Here is a 22,618-nt window from a genome sequence, read left to right as displayed (position 1 = left end):
CGGCTGCGCGGGTCCAGGCCGGTGGTGGGCTCGTCCAGGAAGATCACCTGCGGGTCGCCGACCAGCGTCATCGCCAGGTCCAGGCGGCGTTGCATCCCGCCGGAGTAGGTGGAGGCGGGCTTGCCGGCGGCCTCGACCAGGTCGAAGCGTTCCAGCAGCTCGTCGGCCTTGGCCCGGCCCGCACGCTTGGGCAGGTGCTTGAGGTCGGCCATCAGCAGCAGGTTCTCCCGGCCGGTGAGCAGCTTGTCGACCGCGGAGTACTGGCCGGTGACACCGATCGCCGCCCGCACCCGGTCGGGAGCGGCCGCCAGGTCGTGGCCGGCGACCTGCACCTGGCCGGCGTCGGCGCCGATCAGGGTGGACAGGATCTGCACGGTGGTGGTCTTACCGGCCCCGTTCGGGCCCAGCAGGGAGAAGATCGTTCCTTCGGGGACGGCCAGATCGATACCGTCCAGCACGACCTTCTCACCACTCTTGTCACGGTAGGACTTACGCAGCCCTTCCACCGCGATCGCCAGGTTCGTCATGATGCTGCTCCTTAGGAGGGCTGCGGGTTGTGGATCAGGGCCTGTGGGTCGAAGGCCCTGCAAGGTCGGGGCGGGTGGGTTAGAGGCTCTGGGCGGTGATGTCGCCGTAGCTGGTGGTGGCCTGGATGTTCAGGTCGGTGGTGCCGTTGTTCTTGAGGCTGTTGCTGACGCGGCCGTAGCTCGTGCCGGCGTCCAGGGCGGCCGAGACGCCGGTGGCGGCGGTGACGGTGATGTCGCCCGACTGGGTGGTGAGCTCGACGGTGCCGCTGGTGGCCTCGCCGATGTGGATGTCGCCCCGCTGGGTGCTGATCTGGGCGGGGCCGGCCAGGCGCCCGACGTGGACGTCGCCGTCGAGCGCGGTGAGCTGGACACTGGCGGCTTCGTCGATCTTGATGTGGTGGTACGCGCCGTCGAAGGCGACCTCACCGAGCCGGCCGACGGCCCGGAACTCGGCGCTGGCGGCCTTGGCCTCCACCCGGGAACCCGCCGGCAGCTTGACCGTGACCTCGATGGAGCCCGACGGTCCGACCAGCTTGTTGCCGCCCGCGGCCTGGATGCGCAGGACGCCGTCGGTGTAGTCGACCGTGACCTGCTGGGCGGCCTTCACGTCGCGGCCCTTGGAGGCGTTGGCGGGCAGGACCTCGACCGCGGTGTCGGCCCGGTCGGCGGCGATGACCTGGACCCGGCCGGCCGGGATGTCGACGACTGCGGTGATCGGGGCGGGGGTGTCGTACGTGTTCATGATGCTCTCCGTTGCGTTGGCGTCTTCGCGGTTTCTGACAAACGAAAAGCTACGTTGCTTTCCAGATTCCTGCAACATGTCTGTTGCACAGAATCTGTATCTATGCAGGTCAAGCTGCAATAATCATTGCAACAGCCTCTCGTTTAACGCAACGATCGCCGTCACGCTTGTTGCAAGACGTGGAGATGAACGCAACGCCAGGGGCGCTCCAGGGCGCATAGGGCAGGTGGTGCGCTACTCCCAGGAGGCCTCGCGGCTCGGGTGGGGGCGTTCTAGGGTTCGCGGGTGCGCATGTATCTCTCCTCCTGGCGGGTCGGCGACCACCCGGAACGGCTGCTGGGGCTGCTGGAACGTCCCGCCGGGGCTCGGACCGCCGTGATCGCCAATGCCGTTGACGCGCTGGCCGACGGCGAACGCCGCGTCGCGGTCGAACGTGAGATGGAGGCGCTCTCCGCCCTCGGGCTGCGGCCGGTCGAGGTCGATCTGCGGACGTTCTTCGGCCAGGATCCGCGCCGGGTCGCGGACGTGCTCCGCGGGTTCCCCCTGCTCTGGGCTCGGGGAGGCAATGTGTTCGTCCTGCGTCACGCGCTGGGGAGGAGCGGCGCCGACCGGGCCATCGTCGAGCTGTTGCGGGAGGACGCGATCGTCTATGCCGGTTACAGCGCCGGCGCCTGCGTCCTGGCCCCGGAACTGAACGGGCTGGAACGGTGCGACGACCCCCACGCGGTGCACACCGCCTATGGCGCGCAGGCACGCTTCGACGGCCTCGCCGTCCTGGACCATGTCGTGGTGCCGCACGTCGGCTCCCCCGGGCATCCCGAGAGCGAGATCCTCGACGCCGTCGCCGAGCGGTACCGCGTGCGAGGCGTCGCCCATCGCACAATGCGGGACGGTCAGGCCATCGTGATCAACAGTCCTGCCGTCGACGTCCGCTGACGTACGTCGATGGGCCACCTGGCCCTCATCGCCGAACTCGCCGGCCTGGTGCGGTGGTCAGAGCAGCGCGTCGCTCAATCGGCCGGCGTGGAGTGCCGCTTGAAGGCAGGCCAGGCGGTCGTCGCTGTCGGTGGCCAACGCGGCGGCGGTGATGAGCCGTTGCGTCGCGCTGGTGGCCAGCCGGTGGAGGATCTTGAGGTCGTCGGGTGGAATGGCGGGGGTACGGGCGTCGACCGAAGGCGGGAGGGACGGTGCGTACTTGAGGGCGCGCACCGCCTCGGAGGCCTCGCTCTCCGCCAGGCCCCAGGAGATGAAGCCGCCCTCGGCGCAGGCGGCGATGATCTGCTCCGCCGTCAGGAGGTCGGTATGGGCGGCTTCGAGGAGCGACACCAGGCGAGCCTGGTCGTCGGGTGCGCTCTGCTCGCGGTCTCGGTCGTTCACCTGGCCGTCCTGCCGCGGGCGTTGAGCCAGGAGACGCCGGGGCGGCCGCCGGTGTGGGTGAGGGCTGGGCCCTGAACGATCGCCAACGTACGAAGGGGGTTCATGCCGTCCTCCCGTGTGGAGCTCTGGCGGCTCGACTGGGTCTTGCGTACGGAAGGAAGACGGTGCGGTCGGCGGAGTGTGACGCGGCTTTGGCCACTCGGGTGGGCGGCGACGGTCAGGAATGGCCGTCGCCGCCATTCTTGAAGGCGGAATGTGGAGGGGCGCGGCGTGTCGTGGCCGCGGTTGAGATCGTCCGCGAGGGGCGTGCAGTACTATTGGAGAGTTGCGCCTCGATACCGCTCGTCGATTGCGACGAGGCCACGGGGCCGAAAACGTAGGAGCCCCGCATCCGCAGTCATGGGGACAGGTCGGATGCGGAGCCCCAGTGAGGTCCTGGTATCTGCCGTTTCATATGGTTAGATCCTCGGGCCTCCTCCGTTGGTCCACCGGATCACTTCGATGATGAGCCTGGCCAGGTTCAGGAGAAAGCTCCCGAACTGCCATGCATCCGGTGGCGATGAGCTTGCCTTCCTGCAACGCCTGCTCATCTGGTACCCCCCTTGGTCATTTCCTGATGGAAATGTGAAGGACCGGTCAGGTTCCTGGCGAGAACCCCACCGACGTCGGCCCTAAGCCCCCTTCTGGCCGACCGCGGTCGCTCAACCAGAATGGCCACCAAGGCCCCGACGAGTACGTAGGTGCAGACTACCTGCGAAAACGAAATCAAGGACGTTGCCCGCGCGGCGAGTTGAAATAATCGGACGCGTCTCGGGCGGCACCCTCCGCTGCTGACCGCTATGACCCGACTTTCCGGGGGCCTTTCTGGCGACGGTCTTTGCGGGGCCCGGTAAGGAGGGCTACCGCTGGGGGCAATTCGTGGCGGGGGCGCCGGTCTGGAGGGCGGAGGTGACGAGTTCCTGAACGGCACGGTCGACCAGTTCGTCGGCGTGGCTCACCGTCCGGCCCGGGCAGAACGACTGGATCCTGATATTGGTCGCACCGGCCAGCGGACGCTTCTCGCCGGTCCCCTGGTCGCTGTAGATATGGAAGGCGTCCACGGGGCGAGGGATCGGCGGCCCCTCGTTCAGCCGCCGTATGAAGGTCGAGGTGGGCAGGAGGTCACGGCATCCCTGCGAGAGAACGGCGCACAGGACCCCGAGCCATTCGCCGCGGTGCGGAGTCCCCACGCTGACATAGGTGCTCACCTGGCCTTGGCCGCCCAGGAACTTGAGGTAGTGCCGCGCGGCCAGCCCGCCCATGGAATGCCCGACCAGGCTGACGCGCGATGAGCCGGTCTCTTTCCGCACCTCGGCGACCTTGTCGGCGACCGCCTGCGCGGACTCGGGAATGGGCGCCACGCCTGGGGGCCGACCCGACAGCTGCATGGGAAAGGCCCGGAATCCTTGGGCCCTCAGAGCGACCGTCATCGCGTCCAGTGAAGACTGGTGGGCGTCGATCCCGCCGATCACGACGATCGGATCGGACGGGGACGACCAGGCCGCGCCGGCCACCCCGGAGAGGCTTCCGGCGGCCATCGCCAGGACGAGACCGAGGCGGGCGGTGAAGCCCCTCGCCGGGCGGACGACGTTCGTGGTCCCGTGCATGTATCCGGTTTCTCCCTTAGTTGCCCCGACGTCCCACGACTCCCTGCGGATGGTGACGTATGTGCACGCCCGCGTCGCCGCGCCCTTCGTACTTATAGCCATCGGAACCAAGGAACGCGACTACCTGCCGGGTGTGGTGGCGATCAGTTCCGTATCCGGATGCCGGCCGCGAACGTCGATATTGCCGTTTCTTTCCCTGCAAGCGCTGCCCCCGCCCCTGCGGCCGGGGATACAAATCCAGACCGGCGACTCCGCTGGACGGGCAAATGGGAGGTCCTCGATGGCAGCACGTGCTCCGCGCGTGGCAAAGCTCACCGCAAGTGCCGCGACCGCGACCGCACTTTCGGTGCTCGGGGGCATGGTGCTGGTGGCGGGCCCCGCGGTCGGCGCCGAGAGCCGTTCGGGCCGTGCGCCGACCTGGTGCAAGGCTCCGGGACCGCTCGACTCCAGGGCGCTGCCGTCACGGATCAGCCTGAGCGAGTGCGACCTGCGCGACCGGGTGATCGAGGGACTCAACGGGGCCAGCGTCCAGGTGCCCGCCCGGGGCAGCGACACGTCCGCGGTCACGGCGCATGTCCTTCAGGCGCACGGCGCCTCGGCGTTGTCGGTCCGGATCGACGCGGGCGGTCGGACGCTGACCATCAGCGAGCACTCCCAGAAGCACCTGGACGGTCGGCCGCGGCGGCCGGCCGCTCCCCAGGACGCCTGCCAGGACACCGCGTGGGCCGCTCACGGGCTGGGGTCCTGGCCCAGGGGCTCGACCATTCCGTGGCGGTTCTTCCAGGGCCCTGACATCGACGGCGTGGCCGACGAGCGAGCGGTCGTCACGGCCGGGGTGGAACGTGCGGTCACCGCGACCACCGACTGCAGGCCGGGCGGCCGTTTCACGCCGGCGCCGAACATCCACCACCGGTTCGACGGCACCACCTCGGCGGCGCCCAACACCGACGGGGGGATGTGCACGGCCCGCGACGGGACGAACTCCTTCGGCTGGGTCGACATGGGGAGCGTCGAGCGCGACACGTTGGCCGTCTCCTGCACCTGGCAGTCCTGGCGGGCCACGGTCGAGGGGGACATCGCCCTGCAGAGCCACGGAAAGGCTTGGTGGACGCCTCGCGAACCGCGTTCAGAAGGCGGCACGGCCATTCCGGGGTGCCCGGCGGGGTCCTTCGAGCCGACCTCCGCGGTCGTTCACGAGATGCTTCACGTCCTGGGGCTTCAGCACGTGTCGGGACAGAGCCACGCCGCCCTGACGATGGCGCCCTCCATCAATTCCTGCGACGACCGGGCGGCGACGCTCGGGCTCGGCGACTACCAGGGGCTCATGGAGCTGTACGGCACGGCCGGCGCGTGAAATCGGCCGGGGCATGAAAGAGGGGGTGCCACACCGTGGCACCCCCTCTCAACGTCGCGCTACGTTCAGCCGCCGATGGCGGAACCGTTGGCGCAGCCACCCTCTTCGTGGGTGATGCCCAGCACGTTGTGGACCGCGGCGCCGATGCCGGCGACCTCGATGGACCGGCAGGTCTGGCCGCCGATGATCTGGACGTTGCGGGGGTCGTCCGACGCCATGGCCGGGCCGCCGGTCATGAGCACGCCGCCGACGGCCAGGGTCAGAACGCCCGCAGACACCAGTCGCTTCATCGTCTTGCTCCCTCGTTTGAACTGCAGTCACAGCGAAGTCCGCTACCCCCGACAAGTCGCGGACGGACCCGCAATGACTAACACAGAAGCCCGCGGAGAGAGCTGCGACAAAGAGGCCCTGTGAAGACCTAGCAAGATCATTGCCATGACTTGTGACGACGTACCGGCAAAGCCATGTCGAACCAGGGCGAGAGCATCCAGGGCCGACATCATCGTGATGTCCTTTATGCGCCTCACCGGGGAATCTTCTCGGACGGGGCATGACGATCGGCGTCTTCCAAGTAAGAGGACGCATAACTTAAAGGTCGCGCGCCTGGCGCAGGCCGCTCGCCATTCCTTGATAGGAAATCCATAACCGGTACCAGCGGCGCCGATTGGCGCGGGTGACGGGCCCTCGTTAGTTCCAAGGTGTCAACGCGCCGATCGACATGCGGTTTCGTAGGGAGTGCGACCCGACATGAATGCCCAGGGGACCAGTTCGGTCGTCGCCGCCGACGAGGCCGTGCGGTCGCCGATCGGTACGGCCCCGGTCATGTCGGGCCCCTACCGTGCGGCGGCGCCGCTGCCCGCCCGGCCGCGACTGCGTTCGATGTCCTATCGCACGGTCCAGGGCGCCATCGACGGCACGGCCATGGTCACGGCGGTCAGCACGTTCGGCGGCTCGCTGGCGTGCGCCTCGGCGATGGCGACGACGCTGATCTGCCTGCACGCCGGCGCCGACGTGTACCGGCCGCGCCGGGTCTGGTCCACCAGGCAGCGCCTGGCGCCACTGGCGACCGGGCCCCTCATCCTGCTCGTCTGCGTCAACCTGCCGTTCCTCGGAGACGCGGCCGCCGAGCCGGCGCGCTGGCTCGGGATGGCGCTGATCTACTGCGTGCTCGCCGGGCTCGCCCGCTGTGCGCTGCACACCTCGGTCAGGGTCCATCGCCGCCGGAGAAGCCGCCCGCGCCGCGCGCTGGTCGTCGGCCACGGCGCGGCGATGACGGCGGTCGTCGACCGGCTGCTCGAACACCGCGACATCGGCCTGAACGTGCTCGGGCAGGTGCCGGCCGGCCAGGGCGACGAGCCCGGAGTGGGCAGGCTTCCGGTCCTGGGCGAGCACGTCGACCTGGCGCGCGTCCTCGACGCGTGCAACATCGAGGTCGCGGTGCTGGTGTCCGACGGCCTCGACCGCGAGGCGCTCGACACCGCCGCGCGGCAGTGCGTCGAGGCCCGGCGCGAGACCATCGTGGTGTTGTCGTCCCAGGACCTGGCCCTCCTCGGGCCGGGCACCGCCCGCATGGCGGGCATGCCGTGCCGGCACCTGTTCCCGGGGCTCGAACGTTCCAGCGCGCGCCTGGTCAAGCGGGCTTTCGACGTCGCCGTGGCCGCCACGTTCCTGATCGTCATGGCGCCGTTGATGGGACTCTGCGCGGCGGCCCTGCGGCTTCAGGACGGCCCGGGGGTCCTCTTCCGGCAGACGCGCATCGGGCACCACGGCCGCGAGTTCACCCTGCTGAAGTTCCGGACGCTGAAGCCCACGAACTCCCAGGAGTCCGACACTCGCTGGACGGTGGAGGGGGACGTACGGATCGGGTCCGTCGGGCAGCTGCTGCGCCGCACGTCCCTCGACGAGCTCCCGCAGTTGTGGAACGTGCTGCGCGGAGACATGAGCCTCGTCGGGCCCCGTCCCGAACGGCCCTACTTCGTCCAGCTCTTCTGCACGTCCTATCCCGCGTACGCGCAGCGCCACCGCGTCCCGGTGGGGATGACCGGATGGGCGCAGGTGAACGGCCTGCGCGGCAACACCTCCATCGAGATGCGGGCCCAGTTCGACAACGACTACATCGACACGTGGAGCTTCGGCCGCGACCTGCTGATCATCATGTTGACCGTCCGCGCCATGCTGCTGCGAGACGGGCGGTGAGCGGCGGCCCCGGAAGTGGCGCACCGTCGGCGGCCTCGAGCGCGCCGCCCGCGGCGTCACCCACGTCGGCCGCGGCGTCGCTGAAGGCGCATGTCACCGAGGGGCTGCGGCCGCGGTTGAGCTGGCTGGCGGCGGCGACGGTCCTGTGCGTCTGCGTGCCGCCGGGCCAGGCCCACATCGATTCTTCCGTGCAGGTCACCGCCGGGGACATCGCGGCGGCGGTGCTGGTGGCGTGCGCCGCCCTGGCGGCCCTCTCTCGCGGGCTTCGCCTGCCGCCGAACGTGTTGTGGGTCTTCGGGCCGATGGTGCTCGCCCTGGCCGTCAGCACCCTGTGCGCGCGGGACGTCGTGATGAGCCTGACGGGCTTCGTGCGCGTCCTGGAGATCTTCCTGCTGGTGCCGGCCGCCGTCATGCTCACCCTCCGGCGGCGGCGCGATTCCATGATCATTCTAGGTGCCGTCGCGCTGGCCGGGCTGCTCCAGGCCGGGATCGGCATCTGGCAGGTCGTGACCCACACGGGCGCGTCCTTCGCCGGGCGCAACACCCGCGCCGTGGGCACGTTCGGGGCCGTCGACGTCATGGCCATGGCCACCGTGGTCGGGTACTCGCTGATCATCGTGCTCGCCGTGATCCTGACCTGTTCCGACCGGCGGGTGCGGCTGGCGATGGTGCCGGCCGCGGCCGTCCTGGGGGTCGCGCTGGGGCTGGCGCTGAGCCGCGGCAGCTGGCTCGCCGTCACCGCCGGAGTCGCCGTCATGCTGGCGTTGTGGTCGCGGAAACTGGCGCTGCGCGCGGCGGTCGGCGCGGTCGCGGTGGCGATCGTGGTCGTCGGCGGGTTCGGCTGGCAGTCCTCGGTGCTGGGCGAACGAGCCCAGTCGATCACCGCGTCGTTCACCCAGCCCGACCAGTCCGTGGGCGACCGCTTCAGCCTGTGGACGACGGCGTTCGGCATCTGGCAGGACAACCCGGTCACCGGCGTGGGCGCCAAGGGCTTTCCCGCCCACCGTGACGGATATGCCCCCATGGGCCTGTCCTCCGGCAGCGAGACCGAGGACCCCCAGAACGGCTACCTGCGCCAGCCGCTGCTGTCCCCGCACAACCAGTACCTGCTGATCCTGGCGGAGCAGGGTCTGGCCGGGGTGATCGGGTTCGTGATCCTGCTCGGCGGCCTGGTGGTGGGCCTGGCCCGGCGGCGGCGCGCCGATCTGGCGTGGCTGGTCGCGGCCGGGTTCATGACCACGAGCCTCACCGCCTTCGCGTACGGCGACCTGGGCGGGCCCACCTGCGTCCTGACCGCCGTCATGATCGGGATGGTCGCCGCCGCGGCGCTCTCCGGCCCTGCGGAGCGGCACCCGCTCCAGCCGTCCGGACGCCGGTCACGTGGACGCCGGTCGTACGGACGTCCCGACGGCGGCGGCTCCGAACGGCCCCTCGTGCCCGGCCCCCGGCGTTCCGCCGTCCGGGCCCTCCCACCCGGCGGTCCGGCCTGATGTCGACGACCCTGACCCACCGGCTCCGCCGCAAGTCGTCGATCGGCTGGGCGGCCGCGACCACGGCCGTGCTGGTGTGCGCCGGCACCGGCATGGGGTTCGTCCGCGACCTGGTCATGGCGCATCTCTTCGGCGCGAGCAGCAGCACGGACGCCTTCCTGGTCGCCTGGACGGTGCCGGAGACCATGTCGCCGCTGCTCATCGAGGACGCCATGGCGTTGATCATGGTGCCGATCGTGGCGCGGCGGCTGCGGCACCGGGACGGTGTCCGCCCGCTGGTCGCCACGGCGCTGCCCCGGCTGGCGGCGGCGCTCGCGGCGGCCATGCTGCTGGTGATCCTCGCCGCGCCGCTCCTGGTCGAGGCCATCGCGCCCGGTCTGGAGGACGCGGCCCCGGCCGTGACGTGCGTGCGCATCGCCGCCGTGACCATCCTCTGCTTCGGGATCACCGGCTTCATGAGCGCGACGTTGCGCGCCCACCACGTCTTCGCCCAGCCCGCGGCGATCTACCTCGCCTACAACGTGGGAATCCTGACGGCGATCGCGGCGCTCGCCGCGCCGCTGGGCGTCGTCAGCGCCGCGGTCGGGGTCGCCTGCGGCAGCGTCCTGATGGTGGCCGTGCAGGCCCCCGCGTTCTTCAGGGCGATCCGCACCCCGCCGGACCACGCGTCCCCGGCCGTCCTCGACCAGGCCCCGGCGCACGCCGTCGCGCTCAGCGGCATCATCCCCGTCGTCACCTACACGCTGACCCGGCAGACGCAGACCCTCACCGAACGTTTCCTCGGCTCCAACCTGGCGGCGGGGGCGATCTCGCACCTCAACTACGCGCAGAAGGTCGCCCAGGTGCCGATGATGTTGTCGCTGCTCATCGTCACCGTGACGTTCCCCCGGCTGGCGCGGGCCACCGCCGACGGCGACACCCGGCAGATCCGCGGCCGGATCGAGGCCGACCTCGTCATCGTCGGCGCGATCGTCCTGGCCGCGACCGCGTACCTGATCGGATGCGCCGACCAGATCGTCGCCGTGCTGTTCGAGCACGGCCGGTTCTCGGCGGACGACACCGCCAGCACGGCGACGCTCCTGCGCATCTACTGCCTCGGGTTGTGGGGTCAGGCGACGCTCGGGGTGTGCGCCCGCGCGTACTTCTCGCAGAGCCGCCCGCTGTGGCGGCCGGCGCTGGCGGTGGCGGTGAGCCCGGCAGTGACGATCGGCGTGGGCACGATGTGGACGGACACCGCCGGCGCCGCCGCGCTGGCCGCCGCCAACGCGCTCGGCATCACCCTGGCCGCGGCCCTGCTCGTGCTCGGCCTGCGCACCGACGTCGTCCGCATCTCGCTGCGCCTGGTCATGACCGACCTGACCAAGCTGGCGGCGGCTGCCCTCCTCGCCGCCGCCTCGACCGCGTTCGTCACCGGCACGCTCCTGGCCGCGCGGGCGCCGCTTCCGGGGCTCGTCGTCAACGCGGCGGTGGTGGCCGCGGCGTTCGCCGCCGTGCTGACCGTCACCGGGCCGTCGCGATCCCCGCTGAGCAACCTCCGCGCGCTGCGGCGCGGCCCGTCCAGCTGAGCCGCCGCCGGACCCGACCGACCCGACCGACTCCATCCGCCGACCCGACCGACCGATTCCACCCGACCGACTCCACCCGACCGACTCCACCCGACCGACTCCATCTGACCGATCCGAACGATCCGCCGAGGACCCGATGACGACCGAACAGACGATGCCGCTGATCCTCATGTACCACTCCGTGGATCACCGCGTCGCGGACCCGCACCTCATCACCGTGTCGCCGCGCCGCTTCGAACGGCAGATGCGGTGGCTCAGGCGCAAGAACCTGCGCGGGGTGAGCATGGCGACGCTCCTGCGCGCCCGGCAGGACGGTCAGGCCCGCGGGCTCGTCGGCCTCACCTTCGACGACGGCTACGCCGACTTCTTCTCGCGGGCCGTGCCCGTCCTGGTCCGGTACGGATTCGGCGCGACCGTCTTCGTGGTCACCGAGCGCATCGGCGCCACCAACGCCTGGGACGAGGGCCCCTCCAAGCCGCTGATGCACGAGGAGCAGATCCGGGCCGTCGCGCGCTGCGGCATGGAGGTCGCCTCGCACGGCGCCCAGCACCGGTCCCTGCCGACGCTGAACGACCATGACCTGCACCACGAGCTGAAGCAGAGCCGCGCGACCCTGGAGAACCTGCTGGACCGGCCGGTCCCCGGGTTCGCCTACCCGTACGGGCACGTCAGCCCGCGCGAGATCACCGCGGTGCGGGACGCCGGCTACGACTACGGCTGCGCCATCTGGGGCGACCACCCGGAGGTCCACGCCCTGCCCCGCACCTACGTGGGAGAACGCGACGCGTACCTCCGGTTGCAGGCCAAGACCGCCCGGCATCACTGGCGATGGAACCTGCGCCGATGACCAAGGTCCTTCACGTCATCACCGGATGGGAGCGCGGCGGGGCCGAACAGCAGCTCCTGCTGCTCGTCCGGCACCTGCCCGTCCAGTGCGAGATCGCCGTCCTCACCGGAACCGGCGCGCTCACACCGGCGGCGGAGGCGGCCGGAATCCGGGTGCACCACATCGGCATGCGCGGCAACACCGACCCGCGGGCGGTGCCCCGGCTCGCCCGCCTCATGCGCCGCGGCGGCTACGACGTCGTCCACACCCACCTCTACCGGGCCTGCGTCCACGGCCGGGTGGCCGCTCGCATGGCCGGGATCAAGAGGATCGTCGCCACCGAGCACTCGCTGGGGGACGGCCATCTCGAAGGGCGTCCCACCACCACCGCCGTACGCCTGCTCTACCGCGCGACCGAACGGCTGGGCGAGGCCACCATCGCCGTCTCGCCCACCGTGGCCGGCCGCCTCCGGGACTGGGGGGTCGCGGACGACCGCCTGCTGACCCTGCCCAACGGCATCGACGCCCCCGAGTTCTCGTACGATCCGCGGCTGCGCGCAGGCGCCCGCGCCGGACTGGGGATCGGCGCGGACGAGTTCGTGGTGGGGTCGGTGGGGCGGCTGGTGCCCACCAAGCGGCTCGATCTGCTGATCCGCGGCCTGCCGCGCCTCGACCACGTCCGGCTGCTGCTGGTCGGGACCGGGCCGGAGCACGCCCGCCTGGGGAAACTGGCCGCCGAGGTCGGCGTCGCCGATCGGGTGATCCTGACCGGGGACCGCGCCGACGTTCCGGCGTTGCTCTCGGCCATGGACCTCTACGCGGCGCCGTCCGCCCAGGAGACCTTCGGGTTGAGCGTGGTGGAGGCGCTGGCCAGCGGCCTGCCCGCCCTCTACTGCGTCTGCCCCGCGGTGGACGACCTCCCGCACGACGCCGCCCCGCACGCCCGGCGCCTCCCGCCCCTGGAGGCGGAGTGGCGCGCCGCGATCCAGGACGCCGCCCTGCGCCCCGGCCCGCGCCTGCGCCCGCCACCCGCTGTGGCGCACTACGCCATCTCCCGGCAGATCCAGCCGCTGCTCCGGCTCTACCGGCACGGAATCGCAGCCGTCGGCGCACTGCCACCATCCAGCGCTCCCTCAACGTGAAAGGACTGCAGATGCCGCACCATCACCGTCCCACCCCGCGCTCGTCGTTCCTCCGGGCCGGGATTCTGGCCGCGATCGTCCTGATCGGCCTGCTCGGCGGCCTCGGATACGGGGCGCTCCGTCCGGCCGCGTACTCCGCCGACGCGCACGTGCTGGTCACCGCCCCGGCCAGCGAAGGTCCCATCGCGACCAGCTTCGCGCAGGCGTACGGCCGCCTGGCCACCCTGCCGGAGACGCTCGCGCTGGCGTCCCCGCCGCTGCCGGCCGCGTCGCTGGACAACGCCCGCAAGCACCTTCAGGTCTCCACCTCTCCCGACGCCCCGCTGATCCGCCTCACCGGATCGGGGCGGACGCCCGGCCAGGCGGCGCGGTTCGCCAACGCGGCCGCGACCGCGCTCATGCAGTACGGCAACGTGCACCGCGGCGACACCGGCGTCCGCGTCGTCATGATGAACAGGGCGGCGCCGCCCCGGCTCCCCTCCGGCCCGGGCACCGCGCTCACCGCGCTGGTCGGCGCCGCGGCCGGCACCCTGCTCGCCCTGCTGGTCATCGCCACCGGCTGGGACCGCCGCTGGCACGAGTACCTGCGGTCGGCCGTCGGTTCCCGCTTCCAGAACGACCCGGAGCAGGCCGAGGGCAAGGCCGCATCGGCGTCCCGCACGAAGGCGCCGCGCCCGCGACGCGGCGCGGAGACCGCCCCGGCGGACGTGAAGGCGAAGAAGACGGCGGCGGCGGCGAAGAAGAAGACGGCGGCCAAGCCGGCAGCGGACGAGCCGACGGCAAACAGAACGGCGGCGGACAGGACGGCAGCGGCCAAGCCGACCGCGGACGAGGCCGCCGGGGACGATGCGGCCGGGTCGCCCGAGTCCGATCGGCGCGAGCCCTCCCAGGCGGCGACCAAATGACCGTTCCCCCTGCCCCGGCGCGAGCCGCGGACACCATCGCCTGGACGAGCGAGATCCGCCGCGACGACCACGCGCTGAACGACCTGGCCGTGCACCTTCGCGACCTCTACACGCGCAGTCCCGCCGCGACGCCGTTCCAGTCTCCGGGCTGGTTCACGGCGTGGTGGTCCCAGTACGGACGGCCCGGCGCGCTCAGGCTGGCGCTGGTCTGGCGTGGAGAGACGCTGGTGGCCGCGGCGCCGCTGGCCCTCGTCCGGCGCGGCCCGATGCCGGTCCTCATGCCGCTGGCCGGCCCGATCAGCGACTTCACCGACGTCCTGGTGGACGAGGCCCACGCCGACGAGGCGCTCTCGCGTCTCGCCGCGACGTTGCAGGCCGAGCCGGGCTGGTCGGCGCTCGACTTCAGCCAGGCACGGCCGGGATCGGCGGCCCACCGGCTGGCCGGGTGCTGGCCGCGCCGCACCTGGATCACCTCGGCGGCGGTCTGCCTGGAACTGCCGGGGGACCCGATCTCCGCGGTGCTCGCTCAGCTCCCGGGGCGTGCCGCGGGCAAACTCCGCAGCAAGCTCCGCAAGATCGACAAGAGCGGGATCACGGTATCGCCGGTCCCGGCCGCGGAGGCCGACCAGGCCGTCAAGGACCTCCTGGCCCTGCACACCCTCCAGTGGCAGGGGCGCGGCATCAACCCGGAGCACACCCGCGACCGGTTCAGCCGCCATCTCGCGGCGGCCTGCACGGACATGATCCGGCACGACGAAGCCGTGATCTTCCAGTACCGGGACGCCGGCGGCCGGTTGCTGGCCAGCGACCTCCTGCTGGTCGGCCGCACCCTGGCGGGCGCCTACCTCTACGGATGCCTGCCCGACCTGCGCGCGTCCGTCGACGTCACGCTGATGTTGTTGCGGCAGGACCTGGGCTACGCCCATGACCGCGGCCTGCCCGTCTTCAGCCTGCTGCGGGGGGACGAGGCCTACAAGTCGAAGTGGCGCCCCACCACCGTGACCAACCAGCGGCTGATCCTGGCCCGGAACGGCCAGGCGCTGCCGTACGCCACCGCCGTCCGCGGCCGAGCACTCCTCTCCCGGCTCAAGCACCGCCTGCCGGACCGTCAGGCCACCGCCCAACCGCAGCCATCAGCCCAGGAGTCGGGTCAGGCGGGTCAGGCGCACGTTCCCGAACGTTCCGCATGATGGGTGGAGGCGGGCTCGGCAGCCAGTCCCGCGGTTCGCTTCATGAGGGCCAGGAGCAGAGGCGGGAGCGGGCGCCGCGCGTGCTGCACGTCGCGCAGCCCACGACCGGCGGCGTCGCCGTCTACGTGGCCCAGGCGGCCGCCGACCAGCGGCGGCGTGGCTGGGACGTCGCGGTGGCGTGCCCGGACCCGAGTCCGCTGGCCGAGCGGCTCTCGGCGGGCGGCGTGCCCGTCATCGGCTGGAGCGCGGGGCGTTCGCCGAATGCCCGGACGCCGGCCGAGGCACGCCGGCTGCGGCGGATCGTGAACGGGTTCGCGCCCGATGTCGTTCACCTGCATTCGGCCAAGGCCGGCCTGGCCGGTCGCCTGGCGGGCGGCGGACGTGAACGGCCGCATGGGCTCATCTTCCAGCCGCACGGCTGGTCGTGGCTGGCGGGAGGCTCCCTGCTCGCCCGGATCAGCAAGATCTGGGAGAGGGCGGCGGCGGCACGGTGCGATGCCCTGGTGTGCGTCGGGGAGGGCGAACTCGAGCAGGGGCGCGACGCCGGCGTGCGAGGCCGCCTTCTCGTCGTGCGCAACGGGGTGGACCTGGACCGGTTCCGCGCCGCCGACGGCGCGGCGCGCCAGGCCGCCAGGCGGGCGCTGGGCGTTCCGGCCGATACGGCCCTTGCCGTGTGCCTGGGCCGGCACAGCCGCCAGAAGGGACAGGACGTCCTGCTGGAGGCCTGGCCGGCGGTCAGCGCCCGATGCCCGCGCGCCCGCCTGGCGCTGGTCGGCGACGCGGACGGCAACGGCCGGGGCGGCGCGGCGGCACGTCCGCTGAACGACACCATCGCGACCTTCCCGGCCACCGACGACCCCAGGCCCTGGTTGGCGGCGGCCGATGTCGTGGTCATGCCCTCGCGGTGGGAGGGCCTGCCGCTGGTGGCCCTGGAGGCCCTGGCCACGGGCCGGAGCGTGGTGGGGACGCGCATCCCCGGCCTGACCGAGGTCGTGCCCGCGGGCGCCGGCCGGCTGGTACCGGCCGGCGCGCCTCAGCCGCTCGCCGACGCCGTCGCCGAACGGCTGCTCGACCCCGGCCTGGCCGACGCCGAGGGCGCCGAGGCCGCACGGCTGGCCGCGGCCTTCGACCTCACCGGCACCCTCGAACGGCTCGCCGCGCTCACGGCCACGGTAGCCAGTCGATCGAGCGCGACGGCGACGCCTTAGGCGTCACGGTCGGCGCCGGAACGCTCGGGCTCGGCGACGGGCAGGCGGGGACCAGGTCTCCCGCGGTGAGCGGGACCGGAGTCGCGCTCGCCGTCACGGAAGGCGCCGGCGTCCTCGGGGCGGGAGTGGCCGCGGACCCCGCCGAAGCCCATCCGGTGCTGTCGGAATCCGAGGCCGTCCATCCCGTGCCGTCCGAGCCCGAGGCCTTCCAGCCCGAGGTGTCGGAGCCCGAGGCCGTCCATCCGGTCGTGCCGGAGTCCGAGGCGCTGACCTCTGCCGGAGAAGGAGCCGGGGTCAGCTGAGGAGCCGGGCTGAGCACCGGCGGCGTGGACGACGGCACCGTCTGCGGAACGACCGGTGCCGGTGGTGCGGACGTCGGCGCGGCCAGTGTCGGCGCGGCCGGAGTCGGCGGCACCGTCGGAGTCGGGCTCGGAGTCGTGGCCGGCGCCGGCGTGACGGTCGGCGTCGGCGTCGGCGTCGGCGTCGTGGACGGAGTCGGAGACGCGGTGGAGCTCGGCGTCGGGGTCGGGGTCGGGGTCGGGTCGACCTTCGCGGGCGGCGTCGTGGACGGGACCGGCGGCGAGGTGGAGACGCTCGGAGCCGGAGTCGTGCAGGTGGGACTGGGCGTGGGAGTCGTCGTCTCGCCGGAACGGCCGCCGAACAACCTCCGGAAGGCACGCGACGACCGGGGGTTGTCCTTGCACCGCCAGACGCCGTGGGGACAGTAGTCGGTGACCGTCTGGTAGAGGACGTTGTGCGACATCATCCAGTCGTACATGCCCTCCACATAATCCGGGTTATCCGAATTGCGAAAGAGGCCCCATTCAGGAAAGGAGAGCGGTTTGCGGCGCGCGGCCGCGAAGTCCGCCTGGGCCTTCAATCCGTAGGGCTCGTTGATGAAATACGAGAACGACTTCCCGGCGGGCTGGTCGTAGCTGTCCGAACCGATGATGTCCACGACGTCGTCACCGGGGTAACAGTCGGTCCACGGCACGGCGTCGCGGCCGCGGCTCGCGGTGAAGTCGAACTGGAACCTGGCCCCGGTCACCGATCGCATGGTCGTGACGATCCGGCGCCAATAGATCTTCCACATGGCCGGATTGGGGCCACATCGGCCGCTGTAGGTGGTCCCGTTCATCTCCCAGCCGGGAACGATGATCGAATCCGGCACTCCGGCCTTCACCAGACGCTCGGCGAGCCGTTCGAAGTGTTTGTCGAAGGCCCCGGCCGCCCCTCCGCGCAGGAGGGACGAGACGACGGCGTCGGGCAGGCCGGCCTCGTTCATGCCGACCATGGGGACGTTGATGACGAGCAGGCGCGAGGGGTCCTGCGCGCGCCAGCGCGCCCAGGGATCGATGATCTCAGGGGGGCCTTCGATGCCGACCCAGTCCTCACCCGGCAGGTAGGTGTGCCCGACCTTGACAGTGGTCCCGAGCCATTCTTGGAAATCGGGTATTCGCGCGACGCCCTCGGCGCCCGATCCCAGGAATGCGCCCAGCGGCGGGGCCACGGGCGCGTGACTCGCCCGCTTCAGAACGTGGACGTCCGCGAGCAGCAGCGCGCAGATCGATATGAGTCCAAAAATCGATGCACTGACAACACCACTTTTAAGGAAATTCGCGGGCCGCCGCTTTCGACGTCGATAGAATCGCCTCGACAAATGGTTGATGTCGTCATCCGTCATCCGCATGGTATGCCCGGCCCACGACACCTCGAACAGGCCCACCCCACGATGGGCGATGTTTTGCCTGTCCTTGAAGGCGTGACACGCAGAAATAGGAGAATTATCCGGATGTCCCATGTTGCGTGACTCTCGACAATTTATCGAGCCGGAACTGGACAGTCGGCTCCCTGTCTTGTTGCTGCGCACCAACCGCTACCCCCTGCACCACGGGACCCTGGCCGCCGTCCGGTCCCTGGGGCGGGCGGGCGTCGAGGTCCACGCGATCCTCGAGCGGGACGCCGTACCGGCGGGCCGGTCCAGGTACCTGCACCGCCGCCACGACTGGGGCCCGCTGCCCCACCAGGGCACCGCCCTGACCGGGCATCTGGAGGACGTCGCCACGAGGATCGGCCGGCCCGCCCTGCTGATCCCGCTCGACGACGCGGGCGCGATCTACATCGCCGAGAACGCCGCCGCGCTCAGGTCCGCGTTCGTCTTCCCCGCCCAGTCCCCCGACACCCCCCGCATGGTCGCCGACAAGGCGTCCCTGATGCGGAGCGCCGAACGGCACGGCATCGCGACCCCGGCGAGCCGGACCCCCACCACCGACACCGAGGTCGGCGACGCCGTCGCCGAGCTCGAGCTCCCCCTCATCGCCAAATGGGCCCGGCCCTGGCGGCTCCCGGCCGGCCGGCGCAGCACCACGATGGTGACCACCCGGCAGCAGCTCGAGGAGTTGCTGACCGGCTCCCGCGAACCGCTCACCCAGGCGGCGGGCCCCCTGATCCTGCAACGCCGCATCTCGCCCGAGGGCGGCGACTGGTTCTTCCAGGGCTACTTCGACGCGTCCTCGACGTGCCTGTTCGGCGGCACGGGCCGCAAGCACGTCGCGCGGCCCGTCCACGCCGGCCACACCGTGGCCGGCGAATGGGTCCTCAACCCCCAGCTCGAGCAGGTGGCGCACCGCATCGTCCGGAGCCTCGGCTACACCGGCCTGGTCGACCTGGACTTCCGCTTCGACAACGAGTCCGGCACCTACCAGCTCCTGGACTTCAACCCGCGCCTCGGGGCGCAGTTCCGCATCTTCCACGACCGCCAGCACCTCGACCTCGTCCGGGCGCTGCACCTGCACCAGTCCGGGCAGCACGTCCCCCGGCCGCAGCCCGCCCCCGGCCGGACGCTGATCGTGGAGAACCAGTACCTGCAGCACACGGTCACGTCCCTCGCGCACCCGCTCAGGGCCCGCCGGCCCGCCGAACTGGCGTGGTGGGCCGCCGACGATCCTCGGCCCTTCCTGTCCATGGGACGGCACACCCTGGCCAAAGCACTCGGGAAGGGCGTTCGTGCCAGGAACGCCCTGACCGGAAGCGGGCGCCGAGGACGCCGCTGACACCCGCCGCCGGGACCTGCCGCGGTGTCACCTACGGCTGATCACCGTTCCGAAGGCGACCGAAGGTCCACCGCATCTCAGGAAAGGAACACCGTGCACGAATCGATCATCGACACGCTGGTCGTCGGGGCGGGACCGTACGGCCTGTCCGTCGCGGCGCACGCCCAGGGCCACGGGCTCAGCGTGCGCATCATCGGAACGCCGATGGACTTCTGGCAGAACAACATGCCCGAGGGCATGTTGCTGAAGTCCGAGCCCTTCGCCTCCAACCTCAGCGCCCCCGCACCGGGCGGCGCCTTCACCGACCGTCACCCGGGCTGGCCGATGGGCCGTCCCATCCCCCTGGAGGAGTTCGTCTCCTACGGCCGGTGGTTCGCCGAGCGCCTGGTGGTCCAGGCCGAGCCCGTCCTCGTCGAGCACGTCCGCGCGGCGCGACCCGGCTACGTCGTGACCCTGAGCACCGGCGAGGAGGTGCACGCCAGGACGGTCGTCGTCACCATCGGCGTCCGCCAGTTCGCCCACGTGCCCGACCTGCTGGCCGACCTGCCCGCCGACCTGGTCACGCACAGCGTCGAACACCGCGACCTCACCCGTTTCGCCGACCGTGACGTCACGGTCGTCGGGGCCGGCCAGTCCGCGCTGGAGACCGCGGCCCTGCTGGCCGAGGCCGGTGCGCGCCCGACCGTTCTCGCCCGGACTCCGCATCTGGCGTGGAACTCCGTCCCTCACGTCGACCCGCACTGGACGAGCACGTTGCTGCGCGGCCCGCAGTCGGGCCTGGGACGCGGCTGGCGCACCTGGATGTGGTCCGAGCACCCGTCGAGCACCCGCGTTCTGCCCAACCGCACGCGGCAGCGCATCGTCCGCACCACCATGGGCCCGGCCGGTTCGTGGTGGCTGAGGGACCGGATCGACGTGCCCGCCACCATTTGCCTGGGTGAACGCGTCGTCGAGGCCAAGCCGTCCGGCGACCGCCTCCAGGTGTGCACGATCGACGCCAACGGTGTCGTGCAACTCCGCCAGACCGACCACCTGATCGCCGCCACCGGCTACGTTCCCGACCTCGACAAGATCACCATGCTGGACCGGGAACTGCGGCAGAGCCTGCGGCTGCGGCACCGTTCGCCCGCGTTGTCACGCCACTTCGAGAGCTCGCTGCCCGGCCTGTACTTCGCCGGCCTCACGGCGGCGGCGAGCTTCGGGCCGGTGATGCGCTTCGTCCACGGAAGCTCTTTCGCGGCCCGCCGTATCGCCCACCACCTGGCCGCCCACCGCGTCGTGAGCTCTCCCGACCTGCGCGTGGCGGAAAAGGTCTGATCCGCCGTGCGTGAGCGCACGGCCCGGGTACGAGCCCCGGCCGTGCGCTCACGCACGTACGGGGCCTGCGCGCCCCCTACCCACGCGGGTACAGGGGCGGCTGTCGCGAAGAGATAGGTACCTCTATAGGGAGGTCCACCGATGCGGCGGCGGCCCTTGGCCGACCAGACTAGGTAACCGCCGGACGGGCATCGGACCGCCTCTTCATAGCGGAGAAGCGCCGCGTGCTTCCGCGGGCCGCTACCCCGGAAGGCGACCACTGAAGTTCCCGTGTGGGCCGACGGTTCGGCGGCAGGAGCCTGGGAGGGGAGGCTCCAGTCGCCGGCTGCGGTACCCCGCCAGGTGGGTGGTGGGGGCCGGACCGGGCGGCCGGGCACCGTTGTGGGCCCGGCCGCCCCGTGGCCGGCACGCGCGTGCCGGCGGACCGAGACGTCAGCCGGCGCTCGGCCGCGGACGGTCCTTCCGACGCGACGACCGGTCGCCCTTCGCGGTGACGTTCTGACCGCTGTCGTCGACCTCGATGCGCTCCTTGCGGACCTTGCCGCCGACCTGCTCCTGCTCGGTCACGACCTCGGTCTCCAGGCGGACCTGCTCCACCGGAACGACCTCGGTGTCGACGACGGCGCGTTCGGCGTGCAGGGTCACCTCCCGCTCCTCCTCACCGATCCGCCCGGTCGTCCGGTCGCGGTCCGCGGCGCTGACCGGCTCGCGGACCACGCGGACCTCCTCGTGCGAGACCGGGACGCTGACCTGCTGCTGCTCGGTGACGACCACCTTGCGCAGGCGGACGTGGCCCGTCTCCGTCTGCTCCTTGCCGACCTTGAGCCGCTCCTCGGAACGCACCATGGGCCGCTGGTCGGGCGAGCCGCGGTCCGCCGAGGCGCGGTCCGCCGAGGCGCGGTCGGACCGGCCCTGGCCGGGGCGGGCCCGCACGTCGGCGGACGAGGACGCCTGCGCCTCCCGGCGGTTCGGGACGTCCTGCTGCCGCGGGTCCGCGGCGAGGCCGTAGTGCTGGTAGAGGGCCTCCTGCTGGCGCTCGTCGATGTGGCCGTCCTCGGGCTCCACCCGGGGCGCGTCCTTGACGTTGTCCTTGCTCACCGGGACCTGGAGCTGGTCCTCCGCCAGCGGCCGGGAGCCCTGGAGCGGCACGAAGCTCTCCTTGTGCCCGAAGAGCCCGGTGTGCACCGTCGCCCAGGCCGGGTTTCCCGTGCGGTCGTCGACCCAGACCTGTTTGATCGTGCCGACCTTGTTGCCGTCGGCGTCGACGACGGTCTGCCCGTGTAGCTGTTCGAGCCCGCCCATGTCAGCCATGGGAGTCCCCTCTCATCCGGTCGCCTCATCGCTCACCAAGGCCACTACCCAGACGACTCGGGTGAATACTGAGAGTTAGCGACATTTGAGGTGGATTTGGGGTACCGGACGGCACCGCCTCACCCCTGCGGCCGCCCCGGAGAGCGCGGCTGGGACGGGGGAACGGGGGCCTGGGGCTGGTCCGCCTCCTGGCTTTCGGCGACCTGACCCGCCGCCGGGCCGGACATGGCGATGAGCATGGCCAGCATCTTGTCCTGATCGTGAGAGATCTTGTCGAGCCGGGTCCAGGTCTGGTTGAGCATCAGGACGATGATCAGCAGGATGACCACGGCGAGCAGGAAGATGGTGCCGCGTTCGGGGATGAAGCCGGCGGCCAGGTCGGCGACCAGCACGACCGCCCCGAGGATCACCAGAACCAGCAGGACGTGGCTCCACATCTTGGATTCCATCGACCTGTAGTGGTCGTGCAGGTCCGCCGCCGGCCGGTACTCGACCTGGAATCGATCGGACATGACCATCACTCCTTTATCCCGAAGGACAACACAGCCCGAAATCAGCTATCAGATGCCCTCGATTACAAGGAGTAAACAGTCATCACAGACAGGTACCGCATACCTGATCTCGTCCACAGGGTCCGGCGAGACCCCGCCGAGGGTCGGCCATGGGGGCGGACATGCCGAGGACGCCCGCCCCATCGACAGATGAAGGACGGACGTCCTCGACGCCCCCGTTGCCGTCTCACGCTGATGACACATGCACGACGTGTCCC

20 protein-coding genes are annotated in these 22,618 nt (G+C 71.3%); 12 read left to right on the top strand and 8 right to left on the bottom strand.

Annotation, left to right across the window (positions count from 1 at the left end):
• Together ABZ810_RS27080 and ABZ810_RS27075 are read right to left on the bottom strand one after the other, a co-directional pair.
• On the bottom strand, positions 1-527 hold a 527-nt coding region (locus tag ABZ810_RS27080), incomplete at its 3' end, for an ATP-binding cassette domain-containing protein (protein ID WP_358407845.1).
• A gap of 79 nt (positions 528-606) precedes the next feature.
• Positions 607-1,269: a DUF4097 family beta strand repeat-containing protein gene (locus ABZ810_RS27075; RefSeq protein ID WP_358407842.1), complete on the bottom strand. Its 663-nt coding sequence runs from the start codon at positions 1,267-1,269 to the stop codon at positions 607-609.
• A 291-nt stretch (positions 1,270-1,560) separates the two neighbouring features.
• Between ABZ810_RS27075 and ABZ810_RS27070 the strand changes: the two genes are divergently transcribed.
• Positions 1,561-2,205: a Type 1 glutamine amidotransferase-like domain-containing protein gene (locus ABZ810_RS27070; protein WP_358407863.1), complete on the top strand. Its 645-nt coding sequence runs from the start codon at positions 1,561-1,563 to the stop codon at positions 2,203-2,205.
• A gap of 57 nt (positions 2,206-2,262) precedes the next feature.
• Here the strand turns inward: ABZ810_RS27070 and ABZ810_RS27065 are convergent, their stop codons facing one another.
• Together ABZ810_RS27065 and ABZ810_RS27060 are read right to left on the bottom strand one after the other, a co-directional pair.
• Positions 2,263-2,646, bottom strand: a complete 384-nt coding sequence (locus tag ABZ810_RS27065) for a hypothetical protein (protein ID WP_358407840.1) — start codon at positions 2,644-2,646, stop codon at positions 2,263-2,265.
• Positions 2,647-3,545: 899 nt separating this feature from the next.
• The gene (locus ABZ810_RS27060; protein ID WP_358407837.1) at positions 3,546-4,223 is read right to left on the bottom strand and encodes an alpha/beta hydrolase; all 678 of its coding nucleotides are present in this window, start codon (positions 4,221-4,223) and stop codon (positions 3,546-3,548) included.
• Between the two features lie 349 nt (positions 4,224-4,572).
• Between ABZ810_RS27060 and ABZ810_RS27055 the strand changes: the two genes are divergently transcribed.
• Positions 4,573-5,646, top strand: coding sequence for a hypothetical protein (locus ABZ810_RS27055; RefSeq protein WP_358407835.1), 1,074 nt, complete (start codon positions 4,573-4,575; stop codon positions 5,644-5,646).
• Between the two features lie 65 nt (positions 5,647-5,711).
• On the opposite strand, the gene ABZ810_RS27050 is transcribed toward ABZ810_RS27055, so the two are convergent.
• Complete coding sequence (locus tag ABZ810_RS27050; protein WP_358407833.1) at positions 5,712-5,936, bottom strand: hypothetical protein; 225 nt, start codon at positions 5,934-5,936, stop codon at positions 5,712-5,714.
• A gap of 457 nt (positions 5,937-6,393) precedes the next feature.
• Between ABZ810_RS27050 and ABZ810_RS27045 the strand changes: the two genes are divergently transcribed.
• The 8 genes from ABZ810_RS27045 (at position 6,394) to ABZ810_RS27010 (ending at position 16,168) form a co-directional block, all read left to right on the top strand.
• Complete coding sequence (locus tag ABZ810_RS27045) at positions 6,394-7,842, top strand: sugar transferase (RefSeq protein WP_358407831.1); 1,449 nt, start codon at positions 6,394-6,396, stop codon at positions 7,840-7,842.
• A gap of 116 nt (positions 7,843-7,958) precedes the next feature.
• Positions 7,959-9,332, top strand: a complete 1,374-nt coding sequence (locus tag ABZ810_RS27040; protein WP_358407829.1) for an O-antigen ligase family protein — start codon at positions 7,959-7,961, stop codon at positions 9,330-9,332.
• Entirely contained in the window at positions 9,332-10,897 is a 1,566-nt protein-coding gene (locus ABZ810_RS27035) for a lipid II flippase MurJ (RefSeq protein WP_358407826.1), read from the top strand. Before ABZ810_RS27040 ends, ABZ810_RS27035 begins: the two co-directional genes overlap by 1 nt.
• Positions 10,898-11,033: 136 nt before the next feature.
• A complete protein-coding gene (locus tag ABZ810_RS27030; protein WP_358407823.1) occupies positions 11,034-11,744 on the top strand; it encodes a polysaccharide deacetylase family protein in 711 nt (236 codons plus the stop codon).
• The gene (locus ABZ810_RS27025) at positions 11,741-12,865 is read left to right on the top strand and encodes a glycosyltransferase (protein WP_358407821.1); all 1,125 of its coding nucleotides are present in this window, start codon (positions 11,741-11,743) and stop codon (positions 12,863-12,865) included. The genes ABZ810_RS27030 and ABZ810_RS27025 overlap by 4 nt, the downstream gene beginning before the upstream one ends.
• An 11-nt stretch (positions 12,866-12,876) precedes the next feature.
• Positions 12,877-13,770 carry a hypothetical protein gene (locus tag ABZ810_RS27020; protein WP_358407819.1) on the top strand — a complete coding sequence of 298 codons (894 nt, stop codon included), beginning with the start codon at positions 12,877-12,879 and terminating at the stop codon, positions 13,768-13,770.
• Positions 13,767-14,960, top strand: a complete 1,194-nt coding sequence (locus tag ABZ810_RS27015) for a GNAT family N-acetyltransferase (RefSeq protein ID WP_358407816.1) — start codon at positions 13,767-13,769, stop codon at positions 14,958-14,960. The genes ABZ810_RS27020 and ABZ810_RS27015 overlap by 4 nt, the downstream gene beginning before the upstream one ends.
• A complete protein-coding gene (locus tag ABZ810_RS27010) occupies positions 14,960-16,168 on the top strand; it encodes a glycosyltransferase family 4 protein (RefSeq protein ID WP_358407814.1) in 1,209 nt (402 codons plus the stop codon). The genes ABZ810_RS27015 and ABZ810_RS27010 overlap by 1 nt, the downstream gene beginning before the upstream one ends.
• Here ABZ810_RS27010 and ABZ810_RS27005 read toward each other — a convergent pair.
• The gene (locus tag ABZ810_RS27005) at positions 16,122-17,894 is read right to left on the bottom strand and encodes a glycosyl hydrolase (RefSeq protein ID WP_358407811.1); all 1,773 of its coding nucleotides are present in this window, start codon (positions 17,892-17,894) and stop codon (positions 16,122-16,124) included. The two genes, ABZ810_RS27010 and ABZ810_RS27005, sit on opposite strands and share 47 nt — an antisense overlap.
• Positions 17,895-18,024: 130 nt before the next feature.
• On the opposite strand from ABZ810_RS27005, the gene ABZ810_RS27000 reads away from it, so the two are divergent.
• The gene (locus ABZ810_RS27000) at positions 18,025-19,221 is read left to right on the top strand and encodes an ATP-grasp domain-containing protein (protein ID WP_358407808.1); all 1,197 of its coding nucleotides are present in this window, start codon (positions 18,025-18,027) and stop codon (positions 19,219-19,221) included.
• 93 nt (positions 19,222-19,314) lie between these two features.
• The gene (locus ABZ810_RS26995; protein ID WP_358407805.1) at positions 19,315-20,538 is read left to right on the top strand and encodes an NAD(P)-binding domain-containing protein; all 1,224 of its coding nucleotides are present in this window, start codon (positions 19,315-19,317) and stop codon (positions 20,536-20,538) included.
• Positions 20,539-20,970: 432 nt separating this feature from the next.
• On the opposite strand, the gene ABZ810_RS26990 is transcribed toward ABZ810_RS26995, so the two are convergent.
• Both ABZ810_RS26990 and ABZ810_RS26985 read right to left on the bottom strand, forming a co-directional pair.
• Positions 20,971-21,849, bottom strand: a complete 879-nt coding sequence (locus ABZ810_RS26990) for a PRC and DUF2382 domain-containing protein (RefSeq protein ID WP_358407802.1) — start codon at positions 21,847-21,849, stop codon at positions 20,971-20,973.
• Positions 21,850-21,968: 119 nt separating this feature from the next.
• Positions 21,969-22,361 (bottom strand): hypothetical protein, encoded by a 393-nt coding sequence (locus tag ABZ810_RS26985; protein WP_358407800.1) that lies wholly within the window; start codon positions 22,359-22,361, stop codon positions 21,969-21,971.
• Positions 22,362-22,618: the final 257 nt, after the last annotated feature.

It is taken from the genome of Spirillospora sp. NPDC047279 (genome assembly GCF_040643285.1).
Taxonomy (GTDB): Bacteria; Actinomycetota; Actinomycetes; order Streptosporangiales; family Streptosporangiaceae; genus Spirillospora.
The sequence above is the reverse complement of the archived record's forward strand: the minus strand, read 5'-3'. Positions and strand labels throughout refer to the sequence as shown.